19 protein-coding genes are annotated in these 20,423 nt (G+C 61.4%); 15 read left to right on the top strand and 4 right to left on the bottom strand.

Going from position 1 to position 20,423, the window contains the following annotated elements; genetic code table 11:
- The first annotated feature begins 109 nt into the window (after positions 1–109).
- The 15 genes from bchF to ACFWW2_RS27025 all read left to right on the top strand — a co-directional run bounded on the left by bchF (position 110) and on the right by ACFWW2_RS27025 (position 16,087).
- Positions 110–622 (top strand): 2-vinyl bacteriochlorophyllide hydratase, encoded by a 513-nt coding sequence (gene bchF / locus ACFWW2_RS27095; protein WP_393933882.1) that lies wholly within the window; start codon positions 110–112, stop codon positions 620–622.
- Positions 619–1,902 (top strand): ferredoxin:protochlorophyllide reductase (ATP-dependent) subunit N, encoded by a 1,284-nt coding sequence (locus ACFWW2_RS27090; RefSeq protein ID WP_393933880.1) that lies wholly within the window; start codon positions 619–621, stop codon positions 1,900–1,902. The genes bchF and ACFWW2_RS27090 overlap by 4 nt, the downstream gene beginning before the upstream one ends.
- Positions 1,899–3,422 carry a ferredoxin:protochlorophyllide reductase (ATP-dependent) subunit B gene (gene bchB, locus ACFWW2_RS27085; RefSeq protein WP_393933878.1) on the top strand — a complete coding sequence of 508 codons (1,524 nt, stop codon included), beginning with the start codon at positions 1,899–1,901 and terminating at the stop codon, positions 3,420–3,422. The genes ACFWW2_RS27090 and bchB overlap by 4 nt, the downstream gene beginning before the upstream one ends.
- Positions 3,412–6,957 carry a magnesium chelatase subunit H gene (locus ACFWW2_RS27080; RefSeq protein WP_393933876.1) on the top strand — a complete coding sequence of 1,182 codons (3,546 nt, stop codon included), beginning with the start codon at positions 3,412–3,414 and terminating at the stop codon, positions 6,955–6,957. Before bchB ends, ACFWW2_RS27080 begins: the two co-directional genes overlap by 11 nt.
- Positions 6,958–6,994: 37 nt before the next feature.
- Positions 6,995–7,891, top strand: coding sequence for a ferredoxin:protochlorophyllide reductase (ATP-dependent) iron-sulfur ATP-binding protein (gene bchL, locus ACFWW2_RS27075; RefSeq protein WP_393933874.1), 897 nt, complete (start codon positions 6,995–6,997; stop codon positions 7,889–7,891).
- 91 nt (positions 7,892–7,982) lie between these two features.
- Positions 7,983–8,675 carry a magnesium protoporphyrin IX methyltransferase gene (gene bchM, locus ACFWW2_RS27070; protein ID WP_393933872.1) on the top strand — a complete coding sequence of 231 codons (693 nt, stop codon included), beginning with the start codon at positions 7,983–7,985 and terminating at the stop codon, positions 8,673–8,675.
- Complete coding sequence (locus ACFWW2_RS27065; RefSeq protein WP_393933870.1) at positions 8,672–10,102, top strand: PucC family protein; 1,431 nt, start codon at positions 8,672–8,674, stop codon at positions 10,100–10,102. Before bchM ends, ACFWW2_RS27065 begins: the two co-directional genes overlap by 4 nt.
- A gap of 19 nt (positions 10,103–10,121) precedes the next feature.
- Positions 10,122–10,904 (top strand): photosynthetic reaction center subunit H, encoded by a 783-nt coding sequence (gene puhA / locus ACFWW2_RS27060; protein WP_393933868.1) that lies wholly within the window; start codon positions 10,122–10,124, stop codon positions 10,902–10,904.
- Positions 10,905–10,960: 56 nt separating this feature from the next.
- On the top strand, positions 10,961–11,599 hold the full coding sequence (puhB, locus tag ACFWW2_RS27055; RefSeq protein WP_393933866.1) for a photosynthetic complex putative assembly protein PuhB: 639 nt from the start codon (positions 10,961–10,963) through the stop codon (positions 11,597–11,599).
- A 4-nt stretch (positions 11,600–11,603) separates the two neighbouring features.
- A complete protein-coding gene (gene puhC, locus ACFWW2_RS27050) occupies positions 11,604–12,062 on the top strand; it encodes a photosynthetic complex assembly protein PuhC (RefSeq protein WP_393933863.1) in 459 nt (152 codons plus the stop codon).
- Between the two features lie 52 nt (positions 12,063–12,114).
- On the top strand, positions 12,115–12,411 hold the full coding sequence (locus ACFWW2_RS27045; protein ID WP_393933860.1) for a hypothetical protein: 297 nt from the start codon (positions 12,115–12,117) through the stop codon (positions 12,409–12,411).
- Positions 12,408–13,526, top strand: coding sequence for a magnesium-protoporphyrin IX monomethyl ester (oxidative) cyclase (gene acsF / locus ACFWW2_RS27040; protein WP_393933857.1), 1,119 nt, complete (start codon positions 12,408–12,410; stop codon positions 13,524–13,526). The genes ACFWW2_RS27045 and acsF overlap by 4 nt, the downstream gene beginning before the upstream one ends.
- Entirely contained in the window at positions 13,526–14,311 is a 786-nt protein-coding gene (gene puhE, locus ACFWW2_RS27035) for a putative photosynthetic complex assembly protein PuhE (protein ID WP_393933854.1), read from the top strand. Before acsF ends, puhE begins: the two co-directional genes overlap by 1 nt.
- A 4-nt stretch (positions 14,312–14,315) precedes the next feature.
- Positions 14,316–15,530: a 5-aminolevulinate synthase gene (hemA, locus tag ACFWW2_RS27030; protein WP_393933852.1), complete on the top strand. Its 1,215-nt coding sequence runs from the start codon at positions 14,316–14,318 to the stop codon at positions 15,528–15,530.
- 113 nt (positions 15,531–15,643) lie between these two features.
- Positions 15,644–16,087 carry a c-type cytochrome gene (locus ACFWW2_RS27025; RefSeq protein ID WP_393933850.1) on the top strand — a complete coding sequence of 148 codons (444 nt, stop codon included), beginning with the start codon at positions 15,644–15,646 and terminating at the stop codon, positions 16,085–16,087.
- Positions 16,088–16,141: 54 nt separating this feature from the next.
- Here the strand turns inward: ACFWW2_RS27025 and bchO are convergent, their stop codons facing one another.
- From bchO to crtA, 4 genes are read right to left on the bottom strand one after another with little or no spacing between them, the layout of a single operon-like run.
- Complete coding sequence (bchO, locus tag ACFWW2_RS27020; protein ID WP_393933848.1) at positions 16,142–16,984, bottom strand: alpha/beta fold hydrolase BchO; 843 nt, start codon at positions 16,982–16,984, stop codon at positions 16,142–16,144.
- Positions 16,985–18,694, bottom strand: coding sequence for a magnesium chelatase subunit D (locus ACFWW2_RS27015; RefSeq protein WP_393933845.1), 1,710 nt, complete (start codon positions 18,692–18,694; stop codon positions 16,985–16,987).
- Positions 18,639–19,640, bottom strand: a complete 1,002-nt coding sequence (gene bchI / locus ACFWW2_RS27010; RefSeq protein ID WP_393933843.1) for a magnesium chelatase ATPase subunit I — start codon at positions 19,638–19,640, stop codon at positions 18,639–18,641. The genes ACFWW2_RS27015 and bchI overlap by 56 nt, the downstream gene beginning before the upstream one ends.
- Positions 19,637–20,344 carry a spheroidene monooxygenase gene (gene crtA / locus ACFWW2_RS27005; protein ID WP_393933841.1) on the bottom strand — a complete coding sequence of 236 codons (708 nt, stop codon included), beginning with the start codon at positions 20,342–20,344 and terminating at the stop codon, positions 19,637–19,639. Before crtA ends, bchI begins: the two co-directional genes overlap by 4 nt.
- Positions 20,345–20,423 lie beyond the last annotated feature (79 nt).

The following is a 20,423-nucleotide window of genomic DNA, read 5'->3' as shown; positions in this document are numbered from 1 at the left end:
GCAACCGTCCGCAAGTGTATTATCAACACTCACATTGTGTAAGTTAAAGTTGACACCTGGTCCAAATGACACCTAGTCTAGACACATGGAATTGTCAGGGGCAGTTTACATGTCAATTGCGAGCGCAGAAACGGCGACCAATCGGCCACTGCAAAAACCGGCGGGAAATCGTCTTTATACTGATGCCGAACGGGCGCGACGCGATGCCACAAAGTGGACCCTGGTTCAGGGCATTCTGGCTCCCCTACAATTTGCCGTCTTCCTCGTCTCTCTCGCATTGGTGATCCGCTACCTTTTGACCGGTGCCGGATATGACGCCGCGACGCTGTCCATCGTGATCAAGACAGCCGTGTTGCTGACCATCATGGTCACCGGCGCGATCTGGGAAAAAGTGGTCTTTGGGCAGTACCTGTTCGCTCCCTCCTTCTTTTGGGAGGACGTATTCAGCTTCGCTGTTATCGCATTGCATTTGCTTTATATTTTCGCCCTTTTCTCTGACGCACTCTCGCCAACGGGCCTGATGTATCTCGCCCTTGCCGCCTATGCCGCCTACGTCATCAATGCCGCCCAGTTTGTGTGGAAATTGCGCATGGCCCGGCTTGATGCGGAGGCCCGCAAATGAACGCGCCACTTACCCCTGCCAATGGCGGTTGCCGCGATGCCCCCGTGCTCAAGGAACGGGGCCAGCGCGAGGTGTTCTGCGGCCTGACCGGGATCATCTGGTTGCACCGCAAAATGCAGGACGCATTCTTCCTCGTCGTCGGTTCGCGCACCTGCGCCCATTTGCTGCAATCCGCCGCCGGCGTGATGATCTTTGCAGAGCCACGATTCGGGACGGCGATTCTGGAAGAATCAGATTTGGCTGGCCTTGCCGATGCCCATGAGGAATTGGATCGTGAGGTTTCGCGGCTTCTGGCCCGCCGCCCGGACATCCGCCAGTTGTTCCTTGTCGGGTCCTGCCCTTCCGAGGTGATCAAAATCGATCTGGCCCGCGCCGCAGAACGGCTTAGCCAGGTTCATGCGCCCCATGTCCGGGTGCTGAACTACTCCGGCTCAGGGATCGAAACCACATTCACCCAAGGGGAAGATGCCTGTCTCGCCTCCATGGTGCCGGTGCTGAAAGACACGACCGCCCGCGAATTGCTGGTTGTCGGCGCGCTGCCCGATGTGGTCGAGGATCAGATGCTTGGCCTGCTCACCGATCTGGGCATCGGCCCCGTCCGGCTCCTCCCCGCGCGCCGGATCGATGACACGACCGCCGTCGGACCCAACACCGTCTTCGCGCTGACCCAACCCTTCCTTGGCGACACTCATGCCGCATTGGAACGGCGGGGTGCCCGGCATATCGCAGCCCCATTCCCATTCGGCGACGAAGGCACAACCGCCTGGCTGCGCGCCATCGCCAGTGAATTCGGCGTGAGCGAGGCCACGTTCGAAACCGTCACCGCTGCCCCCCGCGCCCGCGCCCGCAAGGCAATCGCGCAAGCGTCAGAGGCGTTGCGCGGCAAATCCGTCTTCTTCTTCCCTGACAGCCAGCTTGAAATCCCCCTTGCCCGGTTCCTGACCCGCGAATGCGGCATGACCGCGGTCGAGGTCGGCAGCCCCTACATCCATGACGCCTTGCATGGTCCTGACCTTGATCTGCTGCCAGCCGGTCCGCAGATTTCCGAAGGGCAGGATGTGGACAAACAATTGGAGCGCGCCCGCGCCGCCCGCCCTGATCTGACCGTCTGCGGCCTGGGCCTGGCCAACCCGCTTGAGGCCGAAGGGCTATCCACGAAATGGGCGATCGAACTGGTCTTCACCCCGGTCCATTTCTACGAACAGGCCGGTGATCTGGCCGGTCTTTTCTCGCGCCCACTCCGCCGCAAATCGGTCCTCCAACTGGAGGCGGCAGAATGAAACTGACGGTCTGGACATATGAAGGCCCGCCGCATGTCGGCGCGATGCGCGTCGCCACGGCGATGAAAGGTCTGCACTACGTGCTGCACGCTCCGCAGGGCGATACCTATGCCGATCTGTTGTTCACCATGATCGAACGGCGCAACCACCGCCCGCCGGTCACCTACACGACATTCCAGGCGCGCGATCTGGGGTCGGACACCGCCACGCTCTTCAAACAATCCTGTCAGGAGGCCGTTGACCGCTTCGATCCGCAGGCGATCATCGTCGGCGCGTCCTGCACGGCGGAACTGATCCAGGACGACCCTGCCGGACTGGCCGAAACCATGGGCCTGTCCATCCCCGTCATCCCGCTGGAACTGCCCAGCTACCAGCGCAAGGAAAACTTCGGCGCGGATGAAACATTCTACCAGATCGTCAAACATCTGGCCCAGCCACTGGACCGCACCGCGCGGGTGACCTGCAATATCCTTGGGCCAACAGCCCTTGGCTTCCGCCACCGCGATGACGTGGAAGAAATCACCGGCCTTCTGTCCGACCTCGGGATCGACGTGAATGTCGTGGCCCCGCTTGGCGCTACACCCGCCGATATCGCCCGGCTACCCGCCGCCCATTTCAACGTCCTTCTGTCGCCCGAAACCGGCGAAAGCGCTGCGCGCTGGTTGGAAAAAACCCACAGCCAGCCCTTCACAAAGATCGTGCCAATCGGCGTCGGTGCGACCCGCGATTTCATCGCGGAGGTCGCAACAATCACCGGCCTGCCCTGCAAGCCGGACGAAAGCCGCCTGCGGATGCCATGGTGGTCGCGGTCCGTGGACAGCACCTACCTGACCGGAAAGCGGGTGTTCATCTTCGGCGACGGCACCCATGTGGCCGCCCACGCCCGCATCGCCCGGGACGAGATGGGTTTCGAGGTCGTCGGCATCGGCTGCTACAACCGCGAAATGGCGCGGCCCATCCGGGCGCTGGCCAAGGAATACGGTGTCGAGGCACTGATCTCAGACGACTATCTGGAAGTGGAACAAACGATCGAGGCGCTCAGCCCCGAGATGATCCTCGGTACCCAGATGGAACGGCATATCGGCAAGCGTCTGGGCATTCCCTGCGCGGTCATATCGGCCCCCGTCCATGTGCAGGACTATCCGGCGCGCTACTCCCCCCAAGTCGGGTTCGAGGGCGCGAATGTCATCTTCGATACGCTGATCCACCCGCTGGTGATGGGGTTGGAGGAACATCTGCTGATCATGTTCCGCGACGATTTCGAATTCCACGACGACGCAGGGCCAAGCCATCACGGCGGCAAGGCCAAGGCGCGGGTTGATGAGGTCGAAACGCCAACCCCGCAGCCGCAGGACGATAACATCATCTGGCTGTCCGACGCCGAAAAGGAACTGAAGAAAATACCGTTCTTCGTGCGCGGCAAGGCCCGCCGGAACACTGAAACCTTCGCACTGGAAAAGGGGCTGCACGAAATCAGCCTTGATACGCTTTACGAGGCAAAGGCCCATTATGCGCGATGAGGTGATGCATAAACCCTACCGCGTGGTGATCGTCACGCTGGATGCGCATGCCGCGGGGCCTGCGTTACGCGTTTCCGCCCGCCTCGCCCCCGATTTCCCGGGGCTTGAGGTGCAGGTGCTGTCCTCTGCCGAATGGGGCGAAAGCCCCGAAGCACTGGCCGAAGCGAAAGAGGCCATCGCGACAGGCGACATCATCATCGCCAACCTGCTGTTCCTTGAGGAACATATCCGCGCCATTTTTCCTGCGATGCAGGACCGCCGCGATGCATGCGATGCGATGATCGGCATGATCGCCGACGCGGAAATCGTAAAACTGACGCGCATGGGCGATCTGGATATGGGCAAGCCCGCCAGCGGCGCCATGGCGTTCCTGAAGAAGCTGCGTGGCTCCTCCAAGCCATCGACCGAAAGCGGCGCGAAGAAAATGCGCATGCTGCGCCGCCTGCCCAAGATCCTGAAACTGATCCCCGGCAAGGCGCAGGATCTGCGCGCCTGGTTCATGTCCATGCAATACTGGCTGGGCGGGTCCGACGACAATGTCGAACAGCTGATCCGTTTCCTGATCGGGCGCTATGCCAACCGGCCCGACTGGCGCGGGGCCAAGGCCGCAGCGCCCATCGAATACCCCGATGTCGGGCTTTATCACCCTGACCTGCCGGGCCATCACATCGTCACCGATCTGGCCGACCTGCCCGGTCCGGTGACCCCCGTGGCCACAATTGGCGTGCTGATGCTGCGCTCCTACGTTCTGGCATCGGACTGCGCCCATTACGACGCGGTCATTCGCGCGTTCGAGGCACGAGGCATGCGCGTCATCCCCGCCTTTGCCGGCGGTCTTGACGGTCGGCCCGCCATCGAAACCTATTTCCAGGGCCGGGTGGATGCGCTGGTCTCACTCACTGGATTTTCCCTGATCGGCGGCCCCGCCTATAACGACAGCGCCGCCGCGGTCGGCCTGTTGGAGGCGCTTGATGTGCCCTACATCGCCGCCCAACCGCTGGAATTCCAGACGCTTGGCCAATGGGCCGCCAGCGCGCAGGGCCTCGGCCCCATCGAAACCACGATGCTTGTCGCCCTGCCAGAGATTGACGGCGCAACAAACCCCACAGTATTCGCCGGGCGCCACGGCGATGCAGGCTGCAATGGCTGCGCCATGGCCTGCACCGGCCAGTCCGATTGCAAGGCCATGGCCCCCTGTCACGAGCGGATCGAAAGCCTGACGGAAAAAACCCTGCGGCTGGCCACGCTGCGCCGCAAGCAGAACGCCAACAAAAAGGTCGGGGTTGTCCTGTTCGGCTTCCCACCCAATGCAGGGGCCGTTGGCACCGCCGCCTATCTCAGCGTCTTTGAAAGCCTGCACAACACGCTGACCGCGATGCGTGCTGATGGCTACACGGTCGATGTCCCCGAAACCGTGGATGATCTGCGTGCCGCCATCCTGCAAGGCAACGCTGCACAATATGGTCAACAGGCCAATGTGGCCGCCCATGTAGATGCAGATACCATCGTGCGCACATCCAAACATCTGGCCGAGGTAGAGGCCGTCTGGGGCCCGGCCCCCGGCAAAAACCAGTCCGACGGGCGCGGCGTTTATGTTCTGGGTCATCAGTTCGGCAATGTCTTCGTGGGTGTCCAGCCTGCCTTTGGCTACGAAGGCGACCCGATGCGCCTGCTCTTCGAACGCGGCTTCGCCCCGACCCATGCGTTTGTGACCTTCTACGACTGGCTCCGCGATACATATCAGGCCGATGTCCTGCTGCATTTCGGGATGCATGGCGCGCTGGAATTCATGCCCGGCAAACAGGCAGGCATGGGGGCTGCGGATTGGCCCGACCGCCTGATAGGCGAAATGCCGAACGTGTATCTTTACGCCGCCAACAACCCGTCAGAGGCGACGCTGGCCAAACGCCGGTCGAACGCGGTGACCATCACCCATCTGACGCCGCCATTGACCACCGCCGGCCTCTACAAAGGACTGGCTGAGTTGAAGGACAGCCTGACCCGCTGGCGCGAAATGCCTGCTGATGACGACCAGCGCGGCGATCTGGAACAGCTGATCCGCGATCAGGCGAATGCCGTCGACATGAACGCCCGCAATATCGACGCGCTGTGGCTGAAACTGGCCGAAACCGAAGGCGCGCTGATCACCGAAGGTCTGCACGTGGTCGGGCAACCGCTGTCCGCTGCGGCCCGGGCCGACATGATGCGGCTGATGCCGGAAGGCGAGGCGCGGGACCGCGCCGCCGAACTGCTGAAGGCAGATCACGAACTGCCCGCGCTGATGCGCGCGCTATCCGCCCATTACATCGCCCCGGTCCCCGGTGGCGACCTGATCCGGTCGCCCGAGATCGTGCCGACAGGCCGCAATATCCACGCGTTTGACCCGTTCCGGATGCCGACCGCCTTTGCCATCGCCGAAGGGGCCAAACAGGCCGATCTGCTGTTGAAAACGCATGACGCCATCCCGCGCACCGTGGCGCTGGTGCTGTGGGGGTCGGACAACATCAAATCCGATGGCGGTCCCATCGGACAGGCCCTTGCGTTGATGGGCGCCGTGCCCCGGTTCGACAGTTTCGGGCGTCTGTCCGGTGCTGACTTGATCCCGCTGGAAAAGCTTGGCCGCCCCCGCATCGACGTGGTGATGACCCTGTCCGGCATCTTCCGTGACCTGCTGCCGTTGCAGACCCGGATGCTGGCAGAGGCGGCGCTGAAATGCGCCCAAGCCGATGAACCGCTGGACCAGAACTTTATCCGTGCCCACGCGCTGACCTACGCCCACGAGATGGGTTGCGATCTGGAGATGGCGGCGCTGCGGGTCTTTTCCAACGCCGAAGGTGCGTATGGGTCCAACGTCAATCAACTGGTCGATAGCTCAGCCTTTGGGGATGAGGATGAACTGGCCGATGCCTATGAGGCGCGCAAAAGCTTTGCCTATGGCGTCAACGGCAAGGCGGCACAGAACCCCGCGCTGCTGCAAAAAGCACTAAAAGATGTCGATCTGGCCTATCAGAACCTTGAGTCCGTCGAATTGGGTGTGACCACGGTCGACCATTATTTCGACACGCTGGGCGGTATTTCCCGGGCGGTACGGCGCGCCAAGGGCGGCGTCAGCGCACCGGTCTATATCGGCGACCAGACCCGCGGTTCGGCCAAGGTGCGGACATTGCAGCATCAGGTGGCGCTGGAAACCCGCAGCCGGTCCCTGAACCCCAAATTCTACGAGGCTTTGTTAAACCACGGCCATGAAGGCGTGCGCCAGATCGAGGCGCATGTGACCAATACGATGGGCTGGTCGGCGACCACGGGCGAGGTGGAACCGTGGGTTTATCAGCGCCTGTCAGAGACTTTTGTTCTGGATGACGCGATGCGCGAACGGCTGGCAGCGCTGAACCCGCAAGCGTCGATGCGCATGGCAAACCGGCTGCTTGAAGCTTCGGATCGCGACTACTGGGCACCGGATGAAGACACACTGGCAGCGCTGCAAGACGCAGCGGATGCGCTGGAAGATCGGATGGAAGGGGTGGCGGCAGAATGACCTTTTTCACAATGAATTCAATGGAAAGGAGGCTCTGATGAGCCCCAAGGATAATGTCCCGGACCTCAAGGGTCTGGATGGTGAAGGATCAGTTCAGGTTCATCAGCCGGACGATGCGAAAATCGAAGGCGCGAAGGTGTTTTCGGTTTACGGGAAGGGCGGCATTGGGAAATCGACGACCTCTTCAAACTTGTCTGCGGCGTTTTCGATGCTGGGCAAGCGTGTGTTGCAGATCGGATGTGATCCCAAGCATGACAGCACGTTTACGCTGACGGGCACGCTGGTGCCGACCGTGATCGACATCCTGAAAGAGGTTGATTTCCATTCCGAGGAATTGCGGCCCGAGGACTTCATCTTTGACGGCTTCAACGGGGTGAAATGCGTGGAGGCCGGTGGGCCGCCGGCGGGCACCGGTTGTGGCGGTTATGTCGTTGGCCAGACTGTGAAATTGCTTAAGCAACATCACCTTTTGGAAGACACAGATGTGGTCATTTTCGACGTGCTGGGTGACGTGGTTTGCGGGGGCTTCGCAGCGCCTTTGCAGCACGCGGATCGCGCTTTGATCGTGACCGCAAATGACTTTGATTCAATCTACGCGATGAACCGGATCATTGCGGCAGTTCAGGCGAAATCGGCGAATTACAAGGTGCGGTTGGCGGGTTGTGTGGCGAACCGTAGCAAGGACACCGATGAGGTGGACCGCTATTGCAAGACTGTTGGCTTCAACCGCATCGCGCATATGCCTGACCTGGATGCGATCCGCCGTAGCCGTCTGAAAAAGAAGACACTTTTCGAGATGGATGATGAGGAAGACATCGTTCAGGTGCGCAAGGAATACATCCGTCTGGCAGAGACGCTTTGGAACGGGACAGAGCCGCTGGCCCCCGCCCCGCTGCCGGATCGGGAGATATTCGAACTCTTGGGATTTGATTGATGAAAAGGCTGTCGGCAAAACGTCGGACAAACGTCGGACTTGCGTATGGCAAGGAGGTCCCGGATCAGGTCCGGGACTGCGGTGTGCATAGATGACGAGTTATGCCGCCACACGCGACCGGGTTGAGCATTATTTCGACCGCAGCGCCACCAAGGTATGGGAGCGGCTGACATCGGACGCGCCGGTGTCAGGCATTCGCGCCACCGTGCGTGCCGGTCGCGACCGGATGCGTGATCTGATGTTGCGGCAATTGCCCGATGACCTGCGCGGCGCGCGGATACTGGATGCGGGGTGCGGTACGGGTGCAATGGCGGTGGAACTGGCGCAGCGCGGTGCTGACGTTGTCGCGGTCGATATCTCGCCTGCGCTGATTGACATCGCAAAAGAGCGGATGCCTGCAGACCTGCCCGGGCAAATAGAATGGATCGCAGGCGATATGCTGGAAGGTACCCGTGGCGGTTTTGATCACGCGCTGGCCATGGATTCGATGATCTACTACAGCGCGCCTGACATCGCAGAGCTGCTGGGCCGCGCCGCTAACCGGGTGGATGGCAAGTTCGTGTTCACATTGCCGCCGCGCACCCCGGCTCTGATGGCGATGTGGCGGGTCGGTAAACTGTTCCCCCGCGCTGATCGCAGCCCGACGATGGTGCCTCATACGACGGCGGATGTGGCCAAGGCACTACGGACCGCAGGTGTAGCTGGCAACCTGCGTGAAATCGACCGGGTGAAATCCGGTTTCTATATCTCGAATGCGCTGGTGTTCGAAGGGGGGCGGGCATGATCTTCAAAGCGTCCGCCCTGAAAAGGATCTCAGTCAACATGTTGCCGTTTGGCGACGCGGTCAGTGATGATCTGCCGCTGGGCCAATTGCTGCGCCTGTCACTGTTCCAGGTGTCGGTGGGCATGGCGGCAGTGATGCTGTTGGGCACGCTGAACCGCGTGATGATTGTTGAATTGGACATTGGCGCGATGCTGGTGGCGGCGATGATCGCCATTCCGGTGCTGGTCGCCCCGTTTCGGGCATTGGTTGGGTTCAAGTCAGACAATTACAAATCGGCCATTGGCTGGAAACGCATCCCTTACCTGTGGTTCGGGACGATGTGGCAGTTCGGCGGGCTGGCCATCATGCCTATGGCCCTGCTGGTTCTTTCAGGTGATCGGACGCTGGATATTGAATGGGCCGGTTATGCCGGTGCTGGTCTGGCGTTTCTGCTGACGGGCATCGGGATGCATATGACTCAGACCGCAGGTCTGGCGCTCGCGGCAGACCGTGCAACGGATGAAACTCGGCCCAAGGTCGTGGCCTTGCTATATGTGATGCATCTAGTGGGCATGGCGATATCGGCCATCATCATTGGTGCGTTGTTGCGCGACTACAGCGCCTTGCGGCTGGTGCAGGTGGTCCAGGGCACGGCCGTTGTGACCCTGCTGCTGAACCTGATTGCCTTGTGGAAGCAGGAAAAGGTGCGCCCGATGAGCAAGGCGGAACGCGCGGCCGCAAGCCCCACATTCCGCGACGCATGGACCGATCTGGCCAGCGGCGGCGATGCGGGACGGCTGTTGATGGTCGTGTTCCTGGGCACCATGGCGTTTAACATGCAGGACGTATTGCTGGAGCCTTATGGCGGCGAAATACTGGGGCTTTCGGTTTCGGCCACAACGCTGCTGACGGCCATGTGGGCGGGCGGTGCGCTTGTGGGCTTTGGCGTTGCCGCGCGTTGGTTGGCCCGCGGCGTTGACCCTTACCGGATGTGTGCACGGGGCATTCTGGCTGGTGTCGCTGCGTTCTGTGCCGTGATCTTTTCTGCGCCGATGGGGTCGCCTGCCCTGTTCTATGCAGGTGCTGCCCTGATCGGGTTCGGGGGCGGTTTGTTCGGGGTATCGACCCTGACCGCCGCCATGACGATGCCAACGCTTGGCAATGCCGGGCGGGGCCTTGCCCTGGGTGCCTGGGGTGCGGCCCAAGCCACGGGTGCGGGCCTTTCTATCTTTATCGGGGGCACCTTGCGTGACCTTGTGAACCATGCCGCTGGGAACGGCACACTGGGAGAGGCGCTCGCCACGCCTGCCACCGGCTATTCGGTTGTTTATCATACCGAAATTGGCCTTCTTTTCATCACTCTGGTCGTCCTTGGTCCGCTTGTGCGGGTCATGGCCGTACCGAACAGGACATCTGGCAAGCTGGGATTGCCGGATTTCCCGACCTAACCACCGAAAGGACAAAACAATGGTTGGTGTAGAATTTTTTGGAAACTTCGATCTGGCGAGCGCGGCAATCTGGCTCTTCTGGATTTTTTTCGCAGGGCTGGTGATTTACCTGCAGACCGAAAACATGCGCGAGGGCTATCCGCTGCGCGATGACGATGACGATGTGCCAGCGAATGAAAGCCTTTGGCCGATCCCGAAGGAAAAGACCTTTCATCTGCGCGATGGGCGCGGTGAACTGACCGTGCCGTCGAAAGAGTATGAAGACAGCAAGATGCGCACCGATCTCGCCTTGGCCCGGTCGTCAGAGGCGAGCGGATCGCCCTGGGTGCCGACCGGCGATCCGATGAAGGACGGTGTCGGCCCCGCGTCATGGGCCCCGCGCCGCGACATTGCGGAACTGGATGCCCACGGGCATGCCAAGATCAAACCGATGTCCACGCTGGAGGACTTCAAGGTTTCTGCCGGGCGCGACCCGCGCGGCAAGGCCGTTGTTGGCGGTGACGGAGAGGTCGTGGGCCGTGTCACCGATATGTGGGTCGATGTACCCGAACAGATGGTCCGTTATCTGACCGTTGATCTGAACCCTGAAGGCACCGGCAAGACCCGCCTGATCCCCATGACGATGGCCAAGATCGGCACCGACCGCGTCACGGTCCGGTCGCTACATGCCCATAACTGGGACGGCGTGCCTGCCACCAAGAACGGGGACGAGGTCACGCTTCTCGAAGAGGACAAGATCACCGCCTATTACGCTGGCGGTACGCTTTATGCCTCGCCAGAACGGTCGCAAACCGTTCTTTGACACCAGGGCGGTCCCGGCTCGCCACCGGGGCTGCATGATTGCAGAGGGAACCTGCCATGAGCCACGATGATTTCAACTTTGAACCCGTAAAGGGCCTGCCAGAGCAGTTGCCCAAGGATGAACATATCCTATGGCAGGGTGCCCCTGATCCCCGCCGTCTGGCGCGCGAGGCGTTGGGGCTGCGATGGGTGGCCGGGTATTTTGCCCTGCTCACATTCTGGCGGGTGGGTGTGTCATCGGCTGATTTTCCCTTTGGCATCGCCCTGATGCACGGGCTGCCGTTTGTGGTGTCGGGTCTGATTGCGTGTGGCATTCTTTATGGCATCGCCTATGTGCAGGCCCGGTCCACGGTCTACACACTGACCAACAAGCGGGTGGCGATGCGCATAGGTGCCGCCCTGACCATGACCCTGAACCTGCCTTACGTCTGCATCGGGACGGCCAAGCTGGACCTGAAGCCATCGGGTACCGGCACATTGGCGTTCGAGCTGATCGGTGAGGCGCGCATTTCCTATCTGATGACCTGGCCCCATGTGCGGCCCTGGCGCATGGCGCGGACCCAGCCCGCCCTGCGCTGCATCCCGGACGCCGAAAAGGTCGCCCGCATCTTTGCCGATGCCGCCGAAACCCGGATTTCCCAGCCCCAGGTGTCGCGCGTCGCAACTCATGACGGCGATGCCGTCGCAGCGGAGTAGGCCCATGTCACAGCTTGAACAACAGATGCGCCATCGGGACAAGGAAATGGTCCCACGGATACTGGTGCAGGGCATGTTTGCCCTGATGCTCGCCAGCCTCGGGATCGTGGCCTATGCGCAATGGGCACAGGTGCCCAACCGCGGCGTTCTGGTCGAAGCACCCGTGGTGCAATCACTTGACATCGTGATGACCGGCGACCGCAACGGGATCTATCAGGTGATGGGGACAGACGGCACGCTGCTGGCGTCCTCGGCTGATCACAAGGCCGGGTTTATTGGTGTGATCGGCCGGGTCGTGGATCGCAAGCGCCTTGTCTACGGCCTGTCCAGTGAACAGCCCTTGCAGGTTGTTAGGCGCGAAAACGGCAATATCGCGATTATTGACGAAACCACCGCCATGTCGGTCGAACTGATCGGTTACGGGGCGGATAACGTGGCAGCCTTTGCCCGGCTGCTGGATTGAAACCGTGCGTGGGTTAGCCACCCGCGCGCATCAGATGTGAAAGGGAACTCACATGGGACTACTTTTTAGAACAAAGGAAACCGCGCCTTGTACGGTAACGATTTCGCATCGGTTCGAAGAATTGTCGGCGCATGTGCGTCTGGATAACGGGGCGGTCATCCATCCCGGTGACACGGTGCAGGTCCAGGGGCCGGAAATCATGGCCGCCTTTGGCGAGTTGGTTGAGGAAAAGCGGACAGCGGTGATCACCCGTGCCAGCAAACTGGAACAGATGTGGACCCGCGCGACGGGCGATCTGGAATTCATGGAACTGTGCGAATTCTCATTCAGCGAAGAGGTGATGTCATGAACATGCATTCATCCGACGCGGCCACCGCAGAAGAAGCCATCGCCGCCCAAGAGGCCCTGCCGCCTTTGACCAACGAAGAAGCGACGCAAGTGGCGATGTCCAACACGCTGCTGACCCCGCGCTTTTACACTACCGACTTTGATGAGATGGACGCGATTGACGTCACCCCCGTCCGCGAAGAGTGGGACAAACTGATCGCCCGCATGAAATCGGACCCCAACAAGGGTCATTTCAAGAAAAACGAAGACTGGGACACTGTCGATTGGGACGGAATGGAGCCGAAGCTGAAGGCTGAGTTCATCGACTTCCTGATCTCATCTTGCACCGCCGAATTCTCGGGCTGTGTGCTTTACAAGGAAATGAAGCGGCGCGGCTCGAACGAGGATATCACGACCCTCTTCCAACTGATGGCGCGGGACGAGGCGCGCCATGCCGGTTTCATCAACGACGCCCTGCGCGAAGCGGGGATCGCGGTGAATTTGGGCTTTCTCACGCAGGCCAAGAAATACACCTATTTCCGGCCCAAATTCATCTACTACGCCACCTATCTGTCGGAAAAGATCGGCTATGCCCGCTACATCACGATCTATCGGCACTTGGAAAAGCACCCCGAGCATCGGTTCCACCCGATTTTCAAATGGTTCTGCGAATGGTGCAACGATGAGTTTTCGCACGGCGAAGCCTTCGCGCTTTTGCTGAAGACCGATCCAAAGCTGACGGAAAGCTGGGTTAACCGCATGTGGATCAAGTTTTTCCTGACGGCTGTTTTTTCGACCATGTGGGTGCGCGACCATCAACGCCCTGAATTCCACAAGGCGCTGGGCGTCGATCCTGAATGGTACGGGCAAGAAGTGTTCCGCAAGACCTCTGAAATCTCGCGGCAGGTGTTCCCGATGGTGCTGGATATCGACCACCCCCGTTGGAAGCCGACTTTGCGCCGGATGGAAGCGGCCAACGTGCAGATCGCCCATGGCCGCAAGCAAGGCGGCCTTGGCGGCTGGCTGAAACGGATGGCCGGCTCGGCCAAGGCGGGGTTTGCCTTTGTGTCACTTCTGACCATCCCGGTCGAGAAAAGCACGGTTCCCGCCAGCCCCCGGATGGAGCCCGCCTACTGATGACTTCACCCTGGATCGCATCGCTGTTTGCCATTTTCGTCTGGTGGTTTTCCACCGGGGCGATTTTGGTGGCGGTGCGCCGGGCGGATCGTTTGGGCCGCCACGGCATGACCGTCTTTTGCTGGTTGCCAATGCTTGCAGCCGGGGTTGCGGCGGTGGCCCTGTCGTTGCCCGTTGCCAATGTGCTCGGGGCCTATATGGGTTTCATCGGAGCGCTCGCGATCTGGGGCTGGATCGAACTTGCGTTTTTGGCGGGTGTGATCACCGGGCCTATGCGGCAGGAATGCCCGCCCGGACTGTCAGGCAAGGACCGGTTTTTTCGGGCATTCAGCACCGTTGCCTATCATGAACTGGCGCTGGTGATTGGTCTGCTCGCCCTTGTCGTTGTCTCGGACGGCGCCGGGAACCGGATGGCGGTATCAACCTATCTGGTGCTGTTTCTTGCCCGGATCTTTGCCAAGCTGAACCTGTATTTCGGGGTGCCCCGCATCAATACGGAGTTTGTCCCCGACAGACTGGCACATCTGAAATCCTATTTCCGGCGCGGGCCTGTGACCCTCGCTTTTCCCGCCGCAATTACGGTGCTGACCGCGCTGCTGGCGGTCTGTGCCGAACGGCTGTGGTCCGCACAATCGGAGGCCAGCGTCGTGGGCTTTGCCCTGCTGACCGCCCTTGCAGCACTTGCCCTGCTGGAACACTGGCTGATGGTGGTGCCGCTGCCTGACGCAAAACTCTGGCGCTGGATGCTGCCCGCGCCCAAGACAATGACCAAAGAAGAAAGATAGACCGATGGATTTTGATGCCCTGTTCAACGCACAACTGACCACGCTCAAAGACGAGGGCAACTATCGCTATTTTGCCGAGTTGGAGCGGAAATGCGGAAAGTTTCCACGCGCTGCCAACCATGACGAGGATGGCGTGCGAGATGTAACTGTCTGGTGTTCGAACGATTATCTGGGGATGGGTCAGCACCCAAAGGTGATCGCGGCCATGTGCGAAGCGGTCGAGCGCACAGGAACCGGCGCGGGTGGCACCCGCAATATCAGCGGCACCAACCACGATCATCTGCTGTTGGAACAGGAACTGGCGGATCTTCACGGCAAGGAAGCAGCGTTACTCTTTACCAGCGGCTACGTATCAAACTGGGCCGCCCTCTCGACCCTTGGCAGCCGGTTGAAGGATTGCGTGATCCTTTCCGATGCAGGCAATCATGCCTCCATGATCGAAGGCATCCGCCATTCGCGGGCGACCAAGGTCATCTGGAAGCATAACGATGTGCATGATCTGGAAATGAAGCTGCGTACACTGCCAAAGGACGTGCCCAAGATTGTCGCCTTCGAAAGTGTCTATTCCATGGATGGCGACATCGCCCCGATCCGTGAGATTGTCGAAGTGGCCGAAAAATACGGCGCCATGACCTATCTGGATGAGGTCCACGCCGTCGGCATGTACGGCCCGCGCGGCGGTGGTGTCAGCGAACGCGAGGGGCTGGCGGATCGCATCACCCTGATCGAAGGCACGCTGGGCAAGGCGTTTGGCGTTGTTGGCGGCTACATCACCGGGTCTGTTGCCCTATGCGATTTTATCCGCAGCTTTGCGTCCGGGTTCATCTTTACGACTGCGTTACCGCCTGCGGTCGCGGCAGCAGCCCGCACATCCATCGCCTATCTCAAGGAATCGCAGATGGAGCGTGCCCGCCAGAAACGGCAGGTGGCGCGCCTGCGCGCCGCGCTGGACCGCGAAGGCATCCCGCATATGCATAACGAAAGCCACATTGTGCCAGTTCTGATCAAGGACCCGGTCAAGACCCGGATGCTGGCCGATTACCTGATGCGCGAATGGGATATTTATGTGCAGCCGATTAATTATCCGACCGTTCCAAAGGGGACCGAGCGGTTGCGGTTTACCCCGTCGCCACTGCACACGGACGCCGATATTGACCATCTTGTCAAAGCGTTAAGCGTCTTGTGGCGACAATGTGCGCTCGCCCATGCGGTCGCCTGACGGGGTTAACGCATTCTTTTGCAGATGGGGGTGGACCGTGCCGCCTGTTGCATTACATTGAGCCACGACTGGGGCAAACGGTCACCAAAGTAAGATCGAAAAGGAACACGATCATGAAAAAGTTTACTATTGCAGCCGCATTTGCCGTGCTCGCAGCGCCTGCTTTTGCAGACGGCCATGCATCCACCCAAGGTGATGCTGCCGCCGGTGAAGAGCAGTTCAACCGCCAGTGCGTCGCCTGTCACGTCGTGGCAGATGCCTCCGGCGAAGTTCTGGCCGGACGCAACGCCAAGACCGGTCCGAACCTCTACGGGATCGCGGGTCGCATCCCCGGCACCGAGGAAGGTTTCCGCTACAGCGATTCACTCATTGAACTGGGTGAAGCAGACCTGGCTTGGACCGAAGAATCCTTCGTGGCCTATGTGCAGGACCCCACCGGCTGGCTGCGTGAAGTGCTCGATAACCGCCGCGCCCGTGGCAAAATGGCCTATCAGGTCCGCCAGGAAGAGCAGGCTTATGACCTGTACGCCTATCTTTCGACGTTTGCCGCCGAATAAGACAGACCTATCGCTAGGTTTTGGGGCCGCGAGCGGAAACGCTCGCGGCTTTTCTTATTGGTTGATTAGGGTAGCGATCGTGTTGGCGTCTTCCTCGTGGGCCAGATGCCCCAGACCGTCAAGTTCTGTCAGTTTTGCGTTGGGAAGTTTGTCCACCGCGTCCCGGCTGACCTGCGGGGGAACGGCCGTATCGTTCAGTCCGGTGATCAGATGGACCGGCGCATCGATCTGGCCCAGCCGCGACAACAGCCCGTCCAGCGACCACTGCGCCATCATCGACAGGGTCGCGTCCACATGCCCCTTGTCCGTGGCCAGCCGATAGTAAAGTTCCAGCCCCTCCTGCTCCAGCGTCGAACCGGTCCCCCGGATCAGGTTGCGCACACTGCTGCGGGTTGTCGTCGCCGCGAACATGCTGGCGCTGAAGGGCGTGACCGCCAGCGCCTTGGCCATCATCGGAAACAGCCAGCCGGCAACCCCCTTGAACTTTCCCAAGGCGGCGTTGATGCCAACAATCCCGTCGACAGGGCGCAATCCCAGTTCCCACAGGCGCAAGGCAATCGCGGCCCCGGCGGAATGGCCGATGATCCGAGACGGCACCCAGCCCTCATGCCGGATCAGCCCCAGTATATCCTCTGACATATGATCCAGCCCGCAGCGCTGCTGCGCCCCCAGTTGGGTAAAGCCCTGGCCAGGCAGGTCGAACATGACGACATGGTGGTCCTGTGCCAAAAGTGGAAAGAGGCCGCGAAAGCTTTGCGTCGCGCCGCCTGCCCCGTGGATCAGTAGGATTGTGTCGCCCGTCCCATGTTCCTGTACATGCCAGCGGTGGGGACGGTGCAGGACTTGCCGGGAATGTTCGGTCAGGGGCCAGATGGCCGGGTCCGGGGGCCAGCGCATTCAGTCGCCAAGCGCCGTGGCGACGGATTGCGACAGCCTGTGCGCATCGGCCCGCGGCAACGGTAGGTAGGCTGCGTCGAGTGTCTGGGCGAGGTTGCGCAGGGCCGGTTCGGGCCTGTTGCCCGTGTCAATGACAATGGCATCGATGCCATGGGCGCGCAGCGCCTTCGCGATTTGCTGGGCATCGGTCGCGGCCTGTTTGCGGTCAGCGGTTCCGTCGAGTGCGATATTGGCACGCCCGTCGGTCAGGATAGCGATAGTGGGGGTCAGACCCTTGCGCGTCGCGTGCGTGGCTTGTTCGAAGGCGGCGACCATGCCAGCGGCGAGTGGCGTGCCACCACCGCCGGGCAATCCTGCAAGGCGGCGTTTGGTTTGCACGAGGGAGCGGGTTGGGGGGAGCAGCAGTTCGGCCTCGGTCCCCCGGAACGCGACCAGCGCCACGTGATCCCGCCGCGCATAGGCTTGGGCGAGCAGCAGTTCGACGGCCCCTTTTGCCTCTGCCAGCCGAGTCAGCGCCGCAGAGCCGGACGCATCGACGGTGAAGATCAGCAGCCGGTCGGATTTCTCTTCGAACCGTTTGTTGCGGAAATCGTTGGGGCGGATGCGCAAGCCGTCGCGTCCGGTCGCATTGCGCCGGATCGTTTGCCATGGGGCGGCGGTGCGCAGGGTGCCAATGATATCGATCCGCGCCCCATCGCTGAGTTTGCCCGCGCGGGATGGCAGCGGGCGGCCGCGCCGGTTGCCTTTGCGGGCTGCACCCGTGCCGTTACCGCGCCCCTGACGCGCCTTTTGTGCCGCCAGCCGGTCAAGCAGGTTGTCGGGGAGGAGTGCGCGGACCGCGTCGAGCAGCAGTTCGTCGGGGAGATCGAGCGTGTCTTCGGTGTTTTGGTTTTCCGTTTGCTCTGGCGGTGGGGCCTCGGGCTCTTGCGGCTGAGGTTCGGGGATGCGGGTTGCGCGGTGGGCGAGGGTCAGGGCGCAAGCGGTTTCGATGTCTTCGGTGGTGATGTGGTCCCGGTCGTTCAGGATCGCTTGGGCCTTAGCCGCGCGCAGGGCGAAGAGCGGGGCGCGGAGGCTGTCGATGCCAAGGTCAGATGCGATGCGGGTGATTTGGTCAATGATGTCTGGCGGAACAGAGGGCAGTGCCCGACCGCGGGTGGGGGTGAAGCCCCCGCCCATGGGGGCGGTCGGGGGCTGCCCGGCCTTGCCGGGCGGTTCGGTGGAGATGTCGCGCAGCGCTATATCGGACAGATCTATGTGGAACGCCAGCCGTTCGGCAAGCTTGGGGTCAAGCATCTCGTCGGGTTCGGCCCCTTCGTCGAGTGCGATGAGCGTATGCCCTGTGTTTTTGTCCAAGGCCACCGCCAGATGCGCGGCCAGCCGCACGGGTGCCCGTTCGGCCATCGCAAGGATCATGGGACCGGGCGTGGCAAGAAGACCCTGCTCCTGTACCAGATGCCCGGTCGTCAATGTGGCCGACAGATCAAGCCCACCAAACAGTGCTTCGTCAGATATGGCGGGATGGATGCGTTTGGCGGCGGGATCGACCTGCTTAAACAACGCATCGCGGACCGGTCCGGATCGGGCGCGGATCGTGACCCCACCGAGCCCCGGATCAATCGCCAGCAATTGCTGCGCCAGCGTGGCTTGCTGCCAGCTATCCAAGTACGTCTTCCACCGTGCGCGCGACGCGGGTGCCGCTGCCCGCTTCATCCAGCGGATCGCGGCGCAGGCGGTGGCGCAACGCCATCGGGGCCACATCACGAATATGCGCGCGGGTCAGGGCGGTGTCATCGCGCCACGCGGCATAGGCGCGGGCGGCCTTCAGCAACGTCAGTTCACCGCGCAGCCCGTCTGAGCCGAGGGCGAGGCACAGTTCGGCGACGTCTGTCAGTGTCTTTTCAGGCGTTTTGAGCTTTGTTAGAGATTTGCGCGCCTTGAGAATACGGTCGCGGATCGCGGCATCTTCGGCCTGCCAGCGCAGCATGAAGGCGGCATTGTCATTCTCGAATGCATCGCGGCGTTTGATGACTTCGACGCGGGTGTCGATTTCCTTGGGTGACGTGACTTCGACCGACAGACCGAACCGGTCGAGCAGTTGTGGGCGCAATTCGCCCTCCTCCGGGTTTCCGGAGCCCACGAGGACAAAACGGGCCGGATGGCGGATAGAAAGCCCTTCGCGCTCCACCACGTTTTCGCCGGATTGGGCGACGTCCAGCAGCAGATCGACAATGTGGTCTTCGAGCAGGTTGACCTCATCAATATAAAGATATCCCCGGTTTGCCTTGGCCAGCAGCCCCGGCTGGAACGCCTTTTCGCCCTTGGTCAGTGCCTTTTCGATGTCGAGCGCGCCGGTCACCCGGTCCTCAGTCGCGCCAAGCGGCAGATCGACCACGGGGGTCGGCGTTTCGTGGACGCGCTTGGTTTTGAGGTTGGCCCAACCCGGCACTTCGGCGGCCTTGGCACTGTTCACGGGACAGTTCTTGATTGCCTTAATTGGTGGCAGCAGGGCCGCAAGCGCACGAACAGCGGTGGATTTGCCGGTGCCCCTGTCGCCAAAGACCAGCACGCCGCCAATGGAGCCGTCGATGGCCGTCAGGATCATGGCGCGCTTCATCTCGTCCTGGCCGACGATGGCGGAGAAGGGGAAGGGGGTCATGCGGCCTCCGATAGTTTGGCAAGGGGCGAGGTGCCGTTCCATGTGCCCCGGTCGGAATGAACGGCGAAACGGGCAAAGAGTTCTTCGGAAAACCAGTTGCCTGCGCGAACGGCCTTGATCGCGGCACCATGCGGGCCGGTGCGGGCGAAACCATCCATCGTGGCCTTGTCCGGCCAAATGGAAAAGGTGATCTGGTCCAGCATCGGCAATTCGCCGATCCCCGCCTTGAACATCACGTTGGGGTCAGCCCCGATATTGGCGGAAATGTTGGGCACCTGTTTCCAGAATTGCATCAGGGCAGACTTGCGGATGGATGCGCGCGTCAGCGCGGCCATGGGGCCTGCGGCAGGCGTGTCATCCGGTGCAAATGGTGCGACACCGCCCCACGCGCCCCGCACGGAACGGGGCTGCAAGAAAACGGTCCAATCCTCGGCACTGCGGGCGCGGTAGCGTTGAAAAACAGGCGCGCTGGCGGTCCGGTCCTGCGCCAACTCCAGCGTTTGCCAGGTGGCAAGAATGGCAATCGTGTAGGGGTTGACCGTCGGGCTGAACCCTTCGCCCTTGCCCGCGCCGCACAGCTTCCAGAAACCGATATCGGGGGTCCGCGCCAGCGGGCGTCGCGCCGCCCCCATCATCATCAGCGCCCACGCCCGGGCGCGCAGCCCGGAGAAGCGAAAGAATGACAGGGTGACAGTCTGGGTCACGGGCGGAAACCTTACGTAGTGTCAATTTATCCTGACATAGGACCGGCCAGTTGGGAAGATCGCGCGATAATATTTGTCA

It is taken from the genome of Yoonia sp. R2-816 (assembly GCF_046762905.1).
Taxonomy (GTDB): domain Bacteria; phylum Pseudomonadota; class Alphaproteobacteria; order Rhodobacterales; family Rhodobacteraceae; genus Yoonia.
This window is presented reverse-complemented; position numbering and strand designations above follow the sequence as displayed.

Coding starts and splice junctions, on each gene's coding strand:
- bchF (WP_393933882.1), top strand. CDS start 110: ATGTCAATTGCGAGCGCAGAAACGGCGACCAATCGGCCACTGCAAAAA.
- ACFWW2_RS27090 (WP_393933880.1), top strand. CDS start 619: ATGAACGCGCCACTTACCCCTGCCAATGGCGGTTGCCGCGATGCCCCC.
- bchB (WP_393933878.1), top strand. CDS start 1,899: ATGAAACTGACGGTCTGGACATATGAAGGCCCGCCGCATGTCGGCGCG.
- ACFWW2_RS27080 (WP_393933876.1), top strand. CDS start 3,412: ATGCGCGATGAGGTGATGCATAAACCCTACCGCGTGGTGATCGTCACG.
- bchL (WP_393933874.1), top strand. CDS start 6,995: ATGAGCCCCAAGGATAATGTCCCGGACCTCAAGGGTCTGGATGGTGAA.
- bchM (WP_393933872.1), top strand. CDS start 7,983: ATGACGAGTTATGCCGCCACACGCGACCGGGTTGAGCATTATTTCGAC.
- ACFWW2_RS27065 (WP_393933870.1), top strand. CDS start 8,672: ATGATCTTCAAAGCGTCCGCCCTGAAAAGGATCTCAGTCAACATGTTG.
- puhA (WP_393933868.1), top strand. CDS start 10,122: ATGGTTGGTGTAGAATTTTTTGGAAACTTCGATCTGGCGAGCGCGGCA.
- puhB (WP_393933866.1), top strand. CDS start 10,961: ATGAGCCACGATGATTTCAACTTTGAACCCGTAAAGGGCCTGCCAGAG.
- puhC (WP_393933863.1), top strand. CDS start 11,604: ATGTCACAGCTTGAACAACAGATGCGCCATCGGGACAAGGAAATGGTC.
- ACFWW2_RS27045 (WP_393933860.1), top strand. CDS start 12,115: ATGGGACTACTTTTTAGAACAAAGGAAACCGCGCCTTGTACGGTAACG.
- acsF (WP_393933857.1), top strand. CDS start 12,408: ATGAACATGCATTCATCCGACGCGGCCACCGCAGAAGAAGCCATCGCC.
- puhE (WP_393933854.1), top strand. CDS start 13,526: ATGACTTCACCCTGGATCGCATCGCTGTTTGCCATTTTCGTCTGGTGG.
- hemA (WP_393933852.1), top strand. CDS start 14,316: ATGGATTTTGATGCCCTGTTCAACGCACAACTGACCACGCTCAAAGAC.
- ACFWW2_RS27025 (WP_393933850.1), top strand. CDS start 15,644: ATGAAAAAGTTTACTATTGCAGCCGCATTTGCCGTGCTCGCAGCGCCT.
- bchO (WP_393933848.1), bottom strand. CDS start 16,984: ATGCGCTGGCCCCCGGACCCGGCCATCTGGCCCCTGACCGAACATTCC.
- ACFWW2_RS27015 (WP_393933845.1), bottom strand. CDS start 18,694: ATGAAGCGGGCAGCGGCACCCGCGTCGCGCGCACGGTGGAAGACGTAC.
- bchI (WP_393933843.1), bottom strand. CDS start 19,640: ATGACCCCCTTCCCCTTCTCCGCCATCGTCGGCCAGGACGAGATGAAG.